At 30.8% G+C, this 15768-nt stretch carries 15 protein-coding genes; all 15 read right to left on the bottom strand.

Translation table 11 applies throughout. The annotated features are described in order from the left end of the window. Positions 1-46: 46 nt before the first annotated feature. The 15 genes from DMA14_RS07415 to DMA14_RS07345 all read right to left on the bottom strand — a co-directional run bounded on the left by DMA14_RS07415 (position 47) and on the right by DMA14_RS07345 (position 15704). A complete protein-coding gene (locus tag DMA14_RS07415; RefSeq protein WP_111424124.1) occupies positions 47-574 on the bottom strand; it encodes a hypothetical protein in 528 nt (175 codons plus the stop codon). 97 nt (positions 575-671) lie between these two features. Then, a complete protein-coding gene (locus DMA14_RS07410) occupies positions 672-2042 on the bottom strand; it encodes a DUF5458 family protein (RefSeq protein WP_111424123.1) in 1371 nt (456 codons plus the stop codon). A 20-nt stretch (positions 2043-2062) separates the two neighbouring features. Further along, complete coding sequence (locus DMA14_RS07405) at positions 2063-2512, bottom strand: hypothetical protein (protein ID WP_012025252.1); 450 nt, start codon at positions 2510-2512, stop codon at positions 2063-2065. A gap of 54 nt (positions 2513-2566) precedes the next feature. Further along, entirely contained in the window at positions 2567-3079 is a 513-nt protein-coding gene (gene tssO, locus DMA14_RS07400) for a type VI secretion system TssO (protein WP_111424122.1), read from the bottom strand. Positions 3080-3101: 22 nt separating this feature from the next. After that, positions 3102-4271, bottom strand: coding sequence for a hypothetical protein (locus tag DMA14_RS07395; RefSeq protein WP_111424121.1), 1170 nt, complete (start codon positions 4269-4271; stop codon positions 3102-3104). A gap of 204 nt (positions 4272-4475) precedes the next feature. Continuing rightward, a complete protein-coding gene (locus DMA14_RS07390; protein WP_111424120.1) occupies positions 4476-5285 on the bottom strand; it encodes a hypothetical protein in 810 nt (269 codons plus the stop codon). Positions 5286-5388: 103 nt separating this feature from the next. Then, positions 5389-6366: a hypothetical protein gene (locus tag DMA14_RS07385; protein WP_111424119.1), complete on the bottom strand. Its 978-nt coding sequence runs from the start codon at positions 6364-6366 to the stop codon at positions 5389-5391. A gap of 103 nt (positions 6367-6469) precedes the next feature. Further along, positions 6470-7624, bottom strand: coding sequence for an SH3 domain-containing protein (locus DMA14_RS07380; RefSeq protein WP_111424118.1), 1155 nt, complete (start codon positions 7622-7624; stop codon positions 6470-6472). A 98-nt stretch (positions 7625-7722) separates the two neighbouring features. Next, positions 7723-8838, bottom strand: a complete 1116-nt coding sequence (locus DMA14_RS07375; protein WP_157957687.1) for an SH3 domain-containing protein — start codon at positions 8836-8838, stop codon at positions 7723-7725. Continuing rightward, positions 8825-11503 carry a hypothetical protein gene (locus tag DMA14_RS07370; protein WP_111424116.1) on the bottom strand — a complete coding sequence of 893 codons (2679 nt, stop codon included), beginning with the start codon at positions 11501-11503 and terminating at the stop codon, positions 8825-8827. Before DMA14_RS07370 ends, DMA14_RS07375 begins: the two co-directional genes overlap by 14 nt. A gap of 11 nt (positions 11504-11514) precedes the next feature. Then, positions 11515-12009 carry a DUF4280 domain-containing protein gene (locus tag DMA14_RS07365; protein ID WP_111424115.1) on the bottom strand — a complete coding sequence of 165 codons (495 nt, stop codon included), beginning with the start codon at positions 12007-12009 and terminating at the stop codon, positions 11515-11517. A gap of 52 nt (positions 12010-12061) precedes the next feature. Continuing rightward, positions 12062-13135, bottom strand: coding sequence for a LysM peptidoglycan-binding domain-containing protein (locus DMA14_RS07360; protein WP_111424114.1), 1074 nt, complete (start codon positions 13133-13135; stop codon positions 12062-12064). Between the two features lie 16 nt (positions 13136-13151). Next, positions 13152-14132, bottom strand: a complete 981-nt coding sequence (locus DMA14_RS07355) for a TssN family type VI secretion system protein (protein ID WP_111424113.1) — start codon at positions 14130-14132, stop codon at positions 13152-13154. Between the two features lie 2 nt (positions 14133-14134). Next, positions 14135-15079, bottom strand: a complete 945-nt coding sequence (locus DMA14_RS07350; RefSeq protein ID WP_111424112.1) for a type VI secretion system baseplate subunit TssG — start codon at positions 15077-15079, stop codon at positions 14135-14137. Further along, on the bottom strand, positions 15063-15704 hold the full coding sequence (locus DMA14_RS07345; RefSeq protein WP_238989928.1) for a C40 family peptidase: 642 nt from the start codon (positions 15702-15704) through the stop codon (positions 15063-15065). Before DMA14_RS07345 ends, DMA14_RS07350 begins: the two co-directional genes overlap by 17 nt. Between the last annotated feature and the right edge of the window lie 64 nt (positions 15705-15768).

The raw sequence follows: 15768 nt of genomic DNA, 5'->3' as shown, positions 1-15768 counted from the left end.
TTTTAGAGATTATATTTTAGGTGATATCAAATTCCCACAATTTATTTTATTTTTTCTTCCTCACTTTATAGAGCTTTAAACAGTGCAGATAAAACCTTATATTTTGATTGTCAACTTCTGTGGGACTAAATTCATAGTCCTTTTTAAGCGTAAAAAACTTTATTGTATTTATGGAGTTAGACATTAACTTTTTAATATCCTTTCTTCTAAGCTGTAAAGCTGCAGTTCCGTCACAATTAACGTTAAAACTATTTTTTAATAAATAGCGATCTCCGTTTTTAAAATACAACTCTAGAGGTTGTGCCTGTTTTACACAGACATTATCTGTAAAAATTTTAAAATATAGATAGATGCTGCTTTTTCTTTTACCTAACTGAAAAACAGCATATTCGTAATCTTCGTTGTATACACGAAGTAAAATTGGTGTCGCACTTGCAAATAACTTTCCTGAAAGCAACAAATCATTTTGCGTAATAGGACAGCTTAAAGTATCAATCTGATTTACTTTTTGTGCTTTAATCGAATTTGATATTGAAAACAAACCGACTAAAAGTAAAATTTTAAGTACGTTCATGAATTTGAATTATTTGGTTTGATCATTCAAAAGATCAATGTTTTGTTGAAAAAGGAAGCACAATTTTATGTGCTTCCTTTTTTTATTTACTGTACAATTATTTTTGCTCGTAATCTGTATCCCATTCTGTTCCGTCATCACCTTTGTGACCATCCATTTTAATAAGGAAGTTTTTAGCAGGGAAATACGGTTTCATATGGATATCCATATAGATTCTGTCCTTTTGAATTGGATCTTGTTCAAATCTGCGGATTTCAAAATTCTCAATTAATTTATCTGGACCAGTGATTCCGTCAAGGAAAGCAACGATCTGATTCATAATCTCTTTACGCGTTTTAGCAGTAAAGTTTTCGAAAGCACGACGGTTAAGGAAATCCATTAACACTTTAGTCACATAATCAAAAACACGAACTACAGAATACGTTTGCAATCCTAAGTTATCTCCACTGAATAATGTTTTAGCAGAGAAAGCCATTACTTTACCGTATTCATTTACCATCGGAACCAATCCTAAGTTTTCAAGATTAGCAATTTCGCTTTTCTTAAGATCAAATTTCACTCCGTCAACTTCATTAATTCCTCCGAATTTCTTACCAGCAGTAACCTGAGACATTAATGTTTTGTATATTTTTCCAGCTAATGCCGCAGAAGGCGCAACGTGCAAATCTTCGTTTTCTCCAATTTGATCAAATCTGCCACGTCCAACAAGCCAGTTGCAAGTCATGATTACGTTAGAACGGTATACATCTCCTCCTGTTAAAGAAGCAGCGTCGAACATTTCCATTACATCATCCGGTTCATCAAGGTGTTCGAAATCTGTAACCAACATTACTTTGTTTTCATGCGCAATTTTCGCCCATTTTTCGATTACTTTATTTGATCCTAAATATCCTGGAATTACCAAAATACCATAGTTGTTTTTAAGATCTAAACGATCGTAATTATCTACTAATTCTGAGTGAATGGCATCAATAAAACGAGTATTGTCAAGATCTTTTAACTGATCTAATTCTGCGTTTACAATCGTAACATTTTTTACTTTATCAGATTCTGTATTTTTAAAGAATAAAGCCAGTGTTCTGTAAGCAGCTTCAATTTCTCTTGTATCTTCTACAGCTTTTGCAAGGTTCTTTTGCAATAAAGCTTCAGATTCTTTGCATTTGTCTTCACTTTGCGCTACCATATCAGTCAAAGCTTCATTGTTGCTTAAAACCGAAGACCAAAGTTCTAAAGTCTTTAAAAGTGTTTCTCTTTCTTTTGCTTTATTTACTTCCCCTAAAAAGATTTTTCTTCTTGCTTTTCTGTCTGGGTTAAGGTTTTGAACTCCTTCAATTGCCATTTCCAACAAATCAAAACCGCCATATTTAGCCAGTTTTTCAACATTCTTTTCAATTGAAATTCCTTTAACTACTTTTGGTTCTAATACCGCTGTATCCAGATCTCCTTTATATGCTTCTTTAGTTGACATATTTAAAATATTTTAATTTCTTATTTGTTTTCTTTTAACTCATTGATCAATGCTCCAAGGCTTTCTAACAAAGCTTGTTTTGCTTCTCCGTCTTCTAAAGCCGCTTTTAAAATCTTATTTGATTTTAACTGACGAATAATTTTTTGGTACTGATCTTTTTCTGTTTCAAGATCAGATAAAAAGCTGCTTTGTGTTGTGATTCCTTTTATACCAAAATCACCTAAGTTTTTAAAGTTTAAAGGCTCAACTTTAGTAGCACCATCAGCAGTTTCAAAATTTACTTTTACTTCTGGTTTAAAGTGTTCGAATGCTTTTTCGATGCTTGTGATTCCTTCTACCAATTCTGGTTTTACCGGAGCATCTACTGTTAATTTTTGAGCAACAAGTGTTCTGTTCTGAGGGATTGCAGTGATCGCTTCATCTGCATCAATTTTTACTTCATTACCTCCAATTCCATAGTTTGACAACATAATTTCAAATTTTTAAATGATTAGTTTATTAATTTCTTTATTCTAAATTTCTAATTATTGATTTTGGTAAACCTGACGGCATACATCTAAGTCTCTGCTTACTTTTTCTAATTCTTCTTTGTACGTTTTAGCTGACTGATTCAAACTATCTATTAAGTGTGAGTTGTGCGTAAGGCTTCTGATTTGTTTTTTGTAATCAATGATATTCTTGTAGGCCAGAATAACATTGTTATACAATTTTTTGTTTTCAGTAGTGTCTTTGGGAACTTTTTGATAAATATTGGCGATCATAACATTTGCCAGTCGCTGCTGAAAATCGTTATCTACTTTTGGCGAATTGATTGAATCGATTGTCATTCTGATACTGTCAATTTTAACCGAAAAATTAGTTTGATAATCGTATTCTCTTTTCATCATTTCATTTTCTGCTTTCAGCATTTTGTTTTCTGCTACGGGCATGTAAAAGTTGAACGAAACTGCAATCAGCATAACTGAAAAAGTCAGGATAAAGGCAATTAAAAAAGCAATAAATGCTTTTTGGCGCTCCTGTTTATTTAATACTTCCATAATTATATTACTATTTTATTTTTTAGTCTTTTATAAAGAAACCGTGACGTTTCGGGTTGTGAACGATGTCTTTTTTCTCTGTTTCGGCAACAAACAATTCGATGTTTTCTTTTTTCTTACCGATGTAATCCAGTTTGCTTAGTGTTTCGAATAATCTCTCTATTCTGTTTAAAGCATTTATAGCCAATGAAGCCGTTTTATCGATATGCACGTGATCGTAACCAGCATTTATAAGGGTCGTAAACAATATTTCGAAATCTCCTTGTGAAATATCACACCATTCGGCAAAATAGTTTAACAGCTCTTCTTTTCCTGCTCCTGATTTTGAATCGATAAAATTCTTCATCACTCTAGCAAATGCTACCACTGTGCTTAACATCGAAGCTGGATGCTGGTGCAATGAAAACCAACGGAACTGCGTTAAACAGCTACCCAAATAATATCCCGTATTGTCAGCCAATTGCATTACGGTTTGCGGTAAAAGTCCTGTCTGCTGTCCTCTGTTTATTTTTTGAGAAATCTGAACTGAGTAAATCTCAATCTGACCAAACGAACGGGCAATTTGTGCCTGCATATCAACCAGTTTTGGATGACAGGATACTGTTACAGAAGACGGAATATAGTCTTCGTCTAAAACTGTTGTATCTCCAATAAGGATTTTACCAATTGCAAGATAGAAACCACCGTATCCAATTCCTGAACGGAATTCTTCGGCTTTAATTAAATGAAGTTTGTATTCTGGCTGTGTGTACGGATATCTTGGCGGTACTTCATCTGGATCTGGTTCGCCAAAAGGGATTCTTTTTTTAGAATTAACCGAAATACAAGCCAATAAAACCAATTGTTCGCCGTCTTTTATTTCATAAGTATCTTCTGGATATGGAATCTGAAGATCTAATGTGTCTGTATTGCTTTTACTGATTTCGATTCTAGATCCGTTTGGTGTTATGGCGTGGCATTCTTCTACACGAACACGTAGCAATTTGTGATTATCAATTCCTAAAGTGATTTTTGTGGCCTCTTTGTTTTGGTTTCCAGAATCCAGTAGACCATAACTTATAGGTGTGGTATGAATACCAATTGCATCATTTACCAATTCAGAAACGTTGTCCTGAATAGATAAAAAATGACTCTTATTTATCTTCATCCCGTCAATCCAGTTTACGGGAAAATGACTTAATTTTTCTATCATAATTCTATAGTTTTTTATTTTGAAATGAGAATCTTTCGTTTCTCTTTTTGTTGGGTTAGATTTTGATTATTAATGTAATTTTACTATTATAACAAGATTTTACGCGTTAAATAGATACAATTATGCGCACTGAGCCAGATTTTCAGTTTCTCTCTTGGATTTATATTTTAATTCTAAAAAGCATAAAGCTGTTACACATCTTAATTAAAAGTTACTTATATCATTATCTCCAAACTGTTCAATAACGCTATCAAAATTGAATTCTTTAAGAGATACTTCAATTTGTTTGGTCCTTTTTTCTTCTCCAGTTGGCAAACTTTTAAAATATGTAACTGAGTTAGAAACCCAATTTTCTCCTTTTTTATAAAATTCTATATCAATTGAGTTATGTCCGCTTATAATAGTTAATGGCAAACCTGCGGTTTTTATATGATTAATTTTTACATTACAATTATCAAAACATCTTTCAATAATTAAATTTTCTTCTTTGTCTAATAATGATATACAATTATCATCCTCTACTAAAAGAACATTTTCGTCATTAAGATTAAGAGAATCATATACAGAATCGCCAACATCATCATTAGAGACACAATCAGCTTTTTTACCTTTTATTTTTTTTATTCTATGAGCACTAACCTCATTTACAAAATATTTAATAACAATTGGTAAATCATAATTTTTAATTTCCCATTTGGCAAGACCTTTTTCTTTATTTACAAACAAAAATTTATAATATGTTTTTTCCGTTTTATCTGTAAACAATGATATTCCTGTTTCATCTTCTTTTATATGATCAATCTTTGCTTTAGTACTTTCCATTATACCATTCTCAAAAATTGAATCATTAACAATTTTTATATCTTCACCTTTATATCCACAATCAATAATCAAAAATTCATTACCTCTTTTCTGTACCTCAATCCATGTTCCTTTAAAATCTTCTTTACTATCCTGAGATTTGCAGGATAACAATAAACTTAATAGTAACAGACCAAAAACTATTTTTCTCATATTTTTTATTTTATCATCTATGAATTAATAAAAATCACATATTTACCAGTCGAGACTTTTTCTTTTCATTATTATAAAGAAGGTGCATGTGAACTAATTTTAATTATTTAACAACCACAATTAAGCCATTCTCATTTATTCTAAATCTTTCAGTTTTTGTGACTTTAAAATCATTCTCCGTTTTTGATTTGGTCTTTAGTGTAAAAACATAATCTTTATCTATTTCAAATTCTGTTAGTTCAGATATTGCATTTGGTTCATCAGTATCTTTAGCAAAACCAATATCTTTCTTTGTAATAACTTTATCATTTTTTATCGTTACTAACGTATAGGTAAAATCATCAAAATTGAAATTTGCTATAATAAAAACCTTAATATCTTTTATGTCTGGTAATCTTAAATAATCTTTAGTTCTTAAATTGGCTATATTACAATCTAGTTGATTCCATACATTATTACCATTAATAATTTTATTTGTTATAGGTAAATTTGTAATCTTAGTCTTTGAATAACAATCACTTTGATGATTGCCATTTTGCTTTTTAAAAAATACCAGATAGTCATCAAATGTTATAATAATTGTATTATCAGCAATAATTAATTCGTCCCAAGGAATTTCACAAGCCTTTTCAGGATATAATGATTGATAAACTGTAATTTCATTTCCAAACTTTATTTTGTTTTTTATAAATATATCCTCATACAGTTTAGCCGTTTTAGTGCTTTCATAATATTCTGTTAGGGTTTTATTACTTTTATAATAATCATAAATACATGATTCTCCTATTTTTACTTTCTTTTCATCAATTTCTATTTTAACATTTTTAAATTGACTTACAATTTCATCTTTCGTCATTTTAGATGTTCCTGAGATTGAATTTTCAGAAATTTTATAAAACAACCAATAATTCCCTGCTAAACCATTATCACTTAACTCTTTGCCCTGACTTGGTGCTAATTTAGAAACTCTTTGTATTGAATCTTCTTTTAAGTCTTTTCCTAGACTACCATTGATTTTTGAATCTTCTTTACAGTTTACAAACAATAAAGTCAAAATTGCAAAACTTAGTATTTTTTTCATTTTATTTAATTTAATAAATTCCCTCAGCTAACAAAAGCGTAAAACTCCTGCTAGCTGGGGCTTTTCTTTTCAATATGTCAAGGAGCATATATGCTTTTTTATATTATTCAGATTTAATTTTGGTTTTATAAACATATCCCTTATTTCCAGAACTTGTTTTGATCAGCCACCAATTACCTGAATTGTCTAATACTTCAACTTCAGTATTATTATTTATTTTTTGTAAAATTTCTGAAGAAGAATTTTTCTCTTTTCTAAGATTCGTAAATCCATCTGGATCTGAGATTTTAAAAATCGTACTTACTTCATCTGAATCTGAATCTCCTCCATAAACATTCTCAACATAATCCCTCAACCTCGTAAGATTAAAGTAATTATTTTCCTTTAAAAAAGTTTTATACTTTGAATTCTCACTCAAATTAGATTCTATATGACCGACTACACCAACTCTTAAATCTTTCTCATATAAGAAAGCAATGTATTTTTCGGCATCCAAATAATTGTTTGAGTTAGTTCTGATTTTTTCAATTATATCTGAAAAACTGTTATAACCATTACCTTCTTTTGCATCTGTATAGCCCTCAACTGTTCCTTTATAGACAATATTTTCAATATCATTTAGAATGTTTTCTCTTAAAATATTCTTTTTAGATTTTACATCGTACGTGAAAATTAAATCATGGAAAGAAACGCTATCATCAAAATCAAAATTTTTAAATACAAATCTCACTAACTCTTTATCAGAATCATAACCATATTGTACAACTAAGTCTATTAACTGCTGTTTATAACGAGACTTCAACCAATTAAATGCAATTTTATCCTCATAGAATACATAAGAATTATAATAAAGTTCAAGGTTTTCATTAATAGCATTTTCACTACCATCAGTTTCTTCATCTTCAATTAAGATAAATCTACTTTCTTTGATCGCAATTTCAGTAAACATTGCAGGTCTCAAAACAATAATATTGTTTTTATAATCGTACAAATTTATTTTAAGGACCTCTAAAGTTCTTTTTTTAAATGTCTGTTCATCTGGAAATTTAAAATTATTCTTTATGAGGCTTGTTTTCACCTTGTTAATATAATCTATAGACAAAGTATCATAATTAAACTTTTTACCATCTCCTAAATCTGTTAAATTATAAGGAGCATCTTTTGAATCATTAGAATTACCTAAATTATTTTTTTTGCTGTCTGTTTTTCCTGTACAGGAAATTAGCAATAGAACTAGTAAAGAAATTATATTTTTCATCTTTTTTCATTAATTCCCCAAGCTAGCAAAAGCGTAAAACTCCTGCTAGCTGGGGCTTTTCTTTTCAATATGTCAAGGAACCTTTTCTATATTTTCTTTTATTCAGATTTTATTTTCGTCTTGTAGACATATCCTTTATTACCCGATTTAGCTTGGATAAACCACCAATTTCCAGAATCATCCAATACGTCTATTTCTTCGCCAGATTTAATTTTTCCAACTATCTCTGAGTTACTATTTTTATCTTTTCTTATATTAGAGTAACCATCCGAATCTTGAATATAATATTTTTTTATTTCTGAATTTTGATCACTATTATTTTGTATAGTATGGAATACTTTTATAAAAAAAGCTAAATCTGCATGTCCGTAATAATTTATTCTTTCAAAAGAATTAATAATATTAGGATGAGACGTAAGAAGATTGTTTAAAAGTCTATATGACATATCATTATCTGTATCTATATCTTTATTTGATTTACCTTCAAGTCCAAGATTTAATAAGTAAGCAATAGCTTCATCAATTTTTTCTGTTGATAACTTATTGGCATTTATTATACTCTTTCTATTATCAGCTAAATAAAAAGTCAAGTGATATATAAGCTCTTGTTTTTTTGAAAGATATTTAAGGATTTTCTTTCTAATAGTACGATCTCTATTATAAAAGACCATTGATAATTTGAAATTATTTGAAAAATCATCCCAATCACCAATATTATCAGCAACTTTCTTTATTAAAGATTCATTTTTTTCGTAATTAAATAATACAACCACATCTCTTGCCAAATCAATATCCTTTAGACTAGTCCCTAAAGTAGAAGCCATATCATTTAAATATAGAATTTTATTTAAATTTATTAGAGATTTCATATATGGATAACTTATAAGCTCATCTTCTTTGATGTTATCTATATCTGGTAAAATGTCTTCTCCTATTTTAATATATTTCCCTTCCTTACATATTTGATAATCTATAGATTCACCAAGAATGTTAATCTCATTATAACCTTCTTTCAAATTACGAGTATCAATACCAATAATGTCTTTATTAACATTTTCAAAATTTTCGATGGTATTTTTGTAATTCGATTTATTTAAAACATTAGTAAACATCTGTATTTCTTTTTTTTCTATGTTATTTACTTTATTATCCTGACCTTGGCATGATAGATTTAAAAAAATCAATAAAATATAAGTATACTTACTGAGCGTCATTTTTTTTGTTTTTTCTATTAGTATTTGAATCTTTAGGATCTGCAATTGTTTCATAATCTGTGAATAATTGATTTAAGCTGTTAGGATTAACCTCTTCGACGTATACAAAAACTTTTTTGTTTGAACTTAAACAATTTGAAAAATGCTTTGTTATTTCTGGCATATCTGCATTATAAACTCTTATACATCCATGAGTAACCATAAGTGCCCCATTATCAGTTAATCCAGTCTTTCCGTCACCAATTGTATGTCCACAATGTATTAATATACCAGATCTAGCAGACGCTTTTAATGCATCTCCAGCTTTAGGAGAAAGTCTAATTACTCCATGATTACCAAATGATACTCCTACGTTAGCGGTTTTTAATTCTAATCCAGCGTTCCACAAACCATTAGGTACATTTCCAAAACCTCCATTGGTGTACCTGTCTTCACCTCCTGTTCCCAAAGCCAGTGCATAACATTTGAATAAAATACCCGAATCATCGAAAAAAACCAATAATCCTTCTTTTTTTCTATTAGAAGGGACTATTATGTTTATGTATGCAGTTTTATTATCTGCTGTGTAATTATTATCGTATGTAGAATACTTACCAACTACCTTTGGTTTAGACTCTTTTGTTCCCCATTTACACCCATCAATATTAAATTTTTTAGATGTTATATCATTAAAGCTTTTCTGTTTTTCATCATAATTTGTTGATATTTTCTTATTATTTTTATCTTTAATATCTACATTATTTCCTACTAAAGGACAAATGTCATTTTTTACATCCCTTGTCTTATTTGCTTTTATATTTATTTTCTTCCATAAAAAGAAGATCATTGATGTGAAAACAGCTAAATCTAAACGCTCACCAACTAAATGTGGGTTAGATAGAATATCTATTTTTTCATATTTTTGTAAGAACGAATTACAAAATGTATAAATTTCTCTACCAGTTATTTGTATTAGTCCTCTACCTCTAAAATTCCAACCGTCACTTCCTCCTTTATTTCCTAATTCCTTTCTATTACTATAAGCTGTATTTGCTATCATTTCTTTATTAGCACTTTGATATTGAAGCTTTGGCCTATTGTAATTGCTTTGGAGAGTCTTAATGTTATTTTTATCAATCCTTCCATATTTAAATGCTAAATCATTTGGAGGACCATAACGCTTTCCAGTTGTACTAAATGCAGAAAAAGTATCTGGTAAGGCTTGTACTGCAAAATTCATTAATTCTCCTGTCTTTAGCTCTAATGATTTCCCTCCTTCTACCATCGCTTGTGCAAAAAAGTGAGCTTTATTCCAACAAGTATCCATTCCTAAATCTTTCATATACTTAGTATAAGTGGATGCTACTTTTTCTAATTTTGTTGGATCTGCATTTGGAAAAATATCTTTTAATTGGTCAGCTGTTACTGGAGCAATACATTTTTGACAAGCTTCTTTACCTTTATCTTTCTTATCATCATTCGCATCACCAGTTTTCGCAACCTTATTAGTTTGTTCAACAGGATCCTGTTTAAAAACTTTAGCATCTACATCTACAACTTCACTCTTTTTTAGATCATTTGTCTGCAATACTTTAACTTCTGCAAACAGCTCCTGTTCTGCACCTTCAGTCCAAAAGTTTCCTCCAAGGCTTCTAGGAATTGTATCTAGAGGCACAACAATGGCATGCAAATCAGATTTTAGCGTAAATTCCTGCTGAAACAGTAAATCGTTGCTAGCTACATCTTCGTCATATAGTTTTAAGCTAACATCCTTTCCTTTTAACCCGGTTGAGTTGATCCAGACTTTAATCTGTTTTTCTCTAAATGTTCCTTTAATCTTATTTCCAGCTGTGTCAGTAAGATTCACTGAATTGATTCGGCCCTTTTCTTTTTTAGCATCTGATGCATCTTGCTTTGGAGAATCTTTCTTAGAAGGAATCGTTGGCTTTTCAGCTTCTTTTGGTGTTGTCTTTCCCTTATAGGGAGCTACAGGAGCTTCAATATCATTTACGTTTACATTGTTACTTGCAATTTTATTTTTGTTAAAATCAACGGTAACATAGTACTCATGAATTTTACCTTCCTCTGGACCATTTTGTTTTGCAATTTTCGCAAAACTTGGTCGCAGCAAAAAGTCAACATCTGCTTTACCGTTTGCAACAACTCCTGAGAGTGTTTGTATTAGATTCTTTTCGTTTGCTTTGTTATGTCCGGCACCAGCAGCATCATCTTCCCACAAGGTTACAGATACTTTGTGTTTTTCCATATGAAGACAGTGAAGCCTTGCTTTTAGAGTCTGTCCATATGAAAGCGGTTTTGCTGGTTTTTGTCCATTTTTATCAAGCAGTTCTATGCTTTCAATTTTTGGTTTTTCAGCGGGATGTGAAGTTACATTAAGACGTGCCACATCTTCTCCTCTTCTTGCCAGAATACGGATTCCTTTTCTTTCTAAACTTTTTTGAAGAAAGGTGTAAGAGATTCTTTTCCCAGTTTTATCATTTTCTTTTGTCTTGCGCCATCTTCCGTTTTCAAGAATGTATATTTCCCATTTTACTGGCTGTTCAAAACTATTATTAGAAGCTGGATTTTGAAAAGGCAGAACACTCGGTAAAAAAGTATTTACTGAGTAGAATTCTTCCTTACCTACAACAGGATCCGGATTTCCAATTATTTTAAAATCTGACATACTATTTTATTTTATTTACAAATAGAATCACTCTCTTCTAAGCTCTCCTGAAATTTTGCGGTATTCACCAAAGGATTTATTTGATTATTTACCTGCGGTTTTGCTTTTTTAGCATTTTGCTTACTCGCTTCTGCTTTTTGACCGTGTTTATCTATTTCTATACAATCTGGTCCACCAATAGGACAAGTTCCTTTACTGTCTTCTAGTAAAATCTTCCCTTGATTACTTAAGGTTACTTTTTCGTAAAAAGCGCTCCACTTCATAATTGTGGCCTGACATGGCAGATAATCTCCACTTCCGTTTGGCTGCATTTTACATTTACCAAAAGTATTTTTCTCTAATGTCTGCCCAATTTCTTTGTCGGTCGCAATGAGTTTTTTCTCTGCATCTTTATCATTAGCATAATGCTTGTCCTGCGATTTTACTTTTAATATATCTTTTTTTGGTTCTACGCTAAATTTGCATTTTAGTGAAGCTCCCTGAACTACTATATGTTTCTCACTCATTGCCTTTTCATTTATAAATATTACATTGACTTAACTACTCTTTTATAACTCTTTAACTTTGAGTTTCTTCATTCTTTAAAGATTCAATTTGCACGATCACTTTTATCGGCTCATCATACTCGATATTGCATTCTAAATTTATCTTTTCGATACAGTAACTATGTTCATCCAGAAAATACGAAGCGTTGAATTTTCCTTTCCACGGGTCAAATCCAAAACTGGCTTCACCTCCAGAATCTATATAATCACCTTTTTGTTCTACTTTAACCAAATTTGATTCATCTAAAATCGAATCTATCTTTTGCTGTACAGTAAACTTCGATTCTTCATCTTTTTCTAATGGAAAAAAGACTTCGTTCTGAAACGAATAATTTGATGTATAGCCAACATAAATACCACTAAAAAAAGCTCTTAAAAAATAATCTGAAGCAAGAGAATTAAGTAATGTTTCAGAATTTACTAAAGCATATTCTGTATGTTCAATATAATTTTCTGCAACCTCTCCTTCAAAATAATCCAGAACTTCTTCTTTAGTATCCTTCCATCGGCTTTCTATTTCATCATAATTATAAATATCAACCCACTTTCCAGATTGATCCACCACAATTTTTAAGGGATATAAAACAGCAGCAGTTTTAGCGGCCAGTTCATCCATAATGGTATCTGGAATACTATTATTGACATAAATAGATCCTTTATTTATCTCAAACAAATGATAATTATTTCTATCAGTAGCAAGCCATTTTACACTTGCTTTCATTTCTATTGTATCAACAGCATCTCCAAAAACAATGGTATAGCTAACTTGGTAATCATTATCAATTTTGTCTGCAACAAATGGCAATGTATAATTACTTGCTAAACTAACTTTTTGAGGCTTTTTTTCTGTTTGTTCTTTTTTAGCTTCAATAGCTTTTTCGGGTGCTAAAATCAAATACTCTAAGTAACTTTTAAAATCAGCTTCTATTAAGTCAGGAATCTCACAGTACATATTATGATACCATCTAAGCTCATCAGCCTCAACGCCAAGATCTCGAGCAACACTTTCGAGTGTATCCCCTTTCTTGATTTTATAAGTACGAAACTTGTCGTATGATGCCTTTTCAGGTTTATCTATGTAATACATAATATCTCAATAAACATTAAACTACTGCTTCTTTTTCCTTTTCTTTTTCTTTATTTTCAATCTTAGGCTCATACATAAACCCTTCTTTTTCCTTACCTTTTTTATTTACTTTGGTTTCTTCTTTTTTCTGTCTTTTACAAATAATCACTGAATTCTCAGTAATACCATTCATACCCAAAGTATATTTTGCATCTACATATTTGGCTGTTTGATACCATTTTGGCTGTAGAAAGAATACCCAGTTGCAATTTTCTCCATTTTGCTTTAAATCAATTTTACTTTCAGCATTATGTTCATTATATCCTGAAACTGTATGATAGAATAGCGCTCCAAAATCAATTCTTACGGGACCTTTAGATCTTATAGAAGTATATTTTGTATCACTTTCTTTTTTCTGGATTAATAATGTAATAAGCAGCAAATCTTTCATCTGAACATTTTCAATCTCTGGAAAAGGATCTTTTCTTTCTGGAATTTTCCATGTAACATATTCTTTAGGAGGAATCTGCATCATATAGTTAAAAACTGCGTAAACGCCTGTTGGAACAATAAATACCAAGAAATGTGAGCACATTAAAAATGTTAGTGCAATTCCGTTTAAGGCGGTATAAATAATCACAAACAATACACTAGAATAAAGCGTTATTAAAAATGAAAACAATAATTCGATACCCACAACACCTTTTAGGTTAAACTCGTTAAAGTACCATCGATACAAGTAAACATTAAGGATTCCAAATAGCAGTGACGCAATTTGATAAAATCGAAATTCGTCTGAAAGCTCTGTAAATAATTTATTGTAGCCTAAAAAACCAACGAGAGCATAAATCAATACAAATGAAAAAATATAGATGTAAAATTTTCTTTTATATTGTGTTGCAAATTCTTTTATTTTATCGCTGAATACCATAGTAAGTATAGCGCTTACTGCTATGATTACTACTAAAAATACAATAAGCCTAATATCAATAAGGGCTAATAAATGTTTTTTTACCATTACTAAATTCGTGTTGTATACCCTAACACAGGTTCTTTACTAAAATTAAACTCTTCTGTTTCTTTATCAATCAATAACACTGTTTTTACGTCAACTTCCATTGGAAAAAAATGCTCGCAAAAACAATCTATAAATATTTTTATATCGCCGTTTTTAAGATATTGCTGGTAAGGCTTATGAGTTATAGGGCCAATTTCTATCCTTACATTCATAGAATAATCCATGTAATCTTTTCCAGTAATAAAATCGACTCCCAATCTATTTTCTCCTAACCTGACCTGCTCTCCTTCTTCGCTATATTCTTTAGAACTTGTTGTTGTATAGGTTACCTTTTCTTCAATAATGCTTGATAAACAATGGCAAGCAAGTTCAATGTCTCCCACTATTTTGTACGCATAAGGCAGCAGCTGTATAAATTTTGAAACTAAAATTTCAGGGTAAATGTGTGACAATCCCCAAAAATCATAGAAAAAATCCAACGGTTTGCTTCCGTTCAGTTTGTATAAAAAATTCCTTTCAACACTTTCTACTTTAGTACGATAATGAAAAATTTCGTTTTCAAAAGGAGTAAAAAAAACACGAGCCTCGGCTTCTTGCTTTTTCTGATGTTTATGTTCCTTTATCATCTGTTTTACAGACTTATCAGAATTATTCTCAGTCAAACTATGCACAAAACCTTCTGGAAGCGCATCGTACATACTATCACGTGATAATCGTATATTTAAATATTCCTGTTTATCATAATTATCATCCTGAATTACTGCCTCCAAAATATCGCTTCTGTACGCACGAGAAAATTGTCCCTGATTAGAAACCGTAATTTCATCCTGCACGACAGCTCTGGACTCAAGAAGTTCATTAGCAATAACTTCAGCCCTAATGTCATACGAAATATTCTCAATTTCGAATGCAAGATCCTCAAGACTTTTTTTACTTCTTCTTTCCATCCTCGTTAATTCGTCCTGCGCCTATGTATCGTAACTGAAAATATTCATCATTGAAATTATATATTGCAAGACCTTTGTCTGTACAAGCCAGAATTCGGTCATTATGCAGGTACAAACCAACATCAGATATCGGGTGGTCTTTATCGTATCTAAAGAAAACCAGATCGCCTTCAGCAAGGAAACTGCGTCCTGTAAAAATTTGTATAGATTTAGACTTCCACATACCTGCAGGATCTTTTGGTAGGGTAACCTTGTAAACATCGCTGTATAAAGACTGGAGAAAATAAGAACAGTCAATTCCTTTTTTAGAAAAGCTTTTCTCTTTATATGGCGTATTAAGCCACGGATCTATGTAAGAGTATAATTTGTAGTTGGTAATTTTATTTGGCATTACAGCCAGAATAATGGAGTACTTTTCTTTTAAAGCAAGTATTTCGTCATTTAAATTCTCTGAATTATCATTGACGACGGTTTTATTTTTTAAACCGGTTTCATTCATTTGAGCCTGCTTTTTTAACAGCTCCAAAGAATAATCATATTTGAAGGGAATCTGCGAAATATATTTTTGAGCATGGCATTCCGTAAATAAATGCATCATAAGTATCATTATAACAAACTGCCTCATAAAAAATATTATTTAGTACTCTTTTTTTAGATAATTAAACATTATTTCGCAACCAAAATGGATC

This window comes from Flavobacterium sharifuzzamanii (assembly GCF_003254585.1).
In the GTDB taxonomy this organism is placed as follows: domain Bacteria; phylum Bacteroidota; class Bacteroidia; order Flavobacteriales; family Flavobacteriaceae; genus Flavobacterium; species Flavobacterium sharifuzzamanii.
This window is presented reverse-complemented; position numbering and strand designations above follow the sequence as displayed.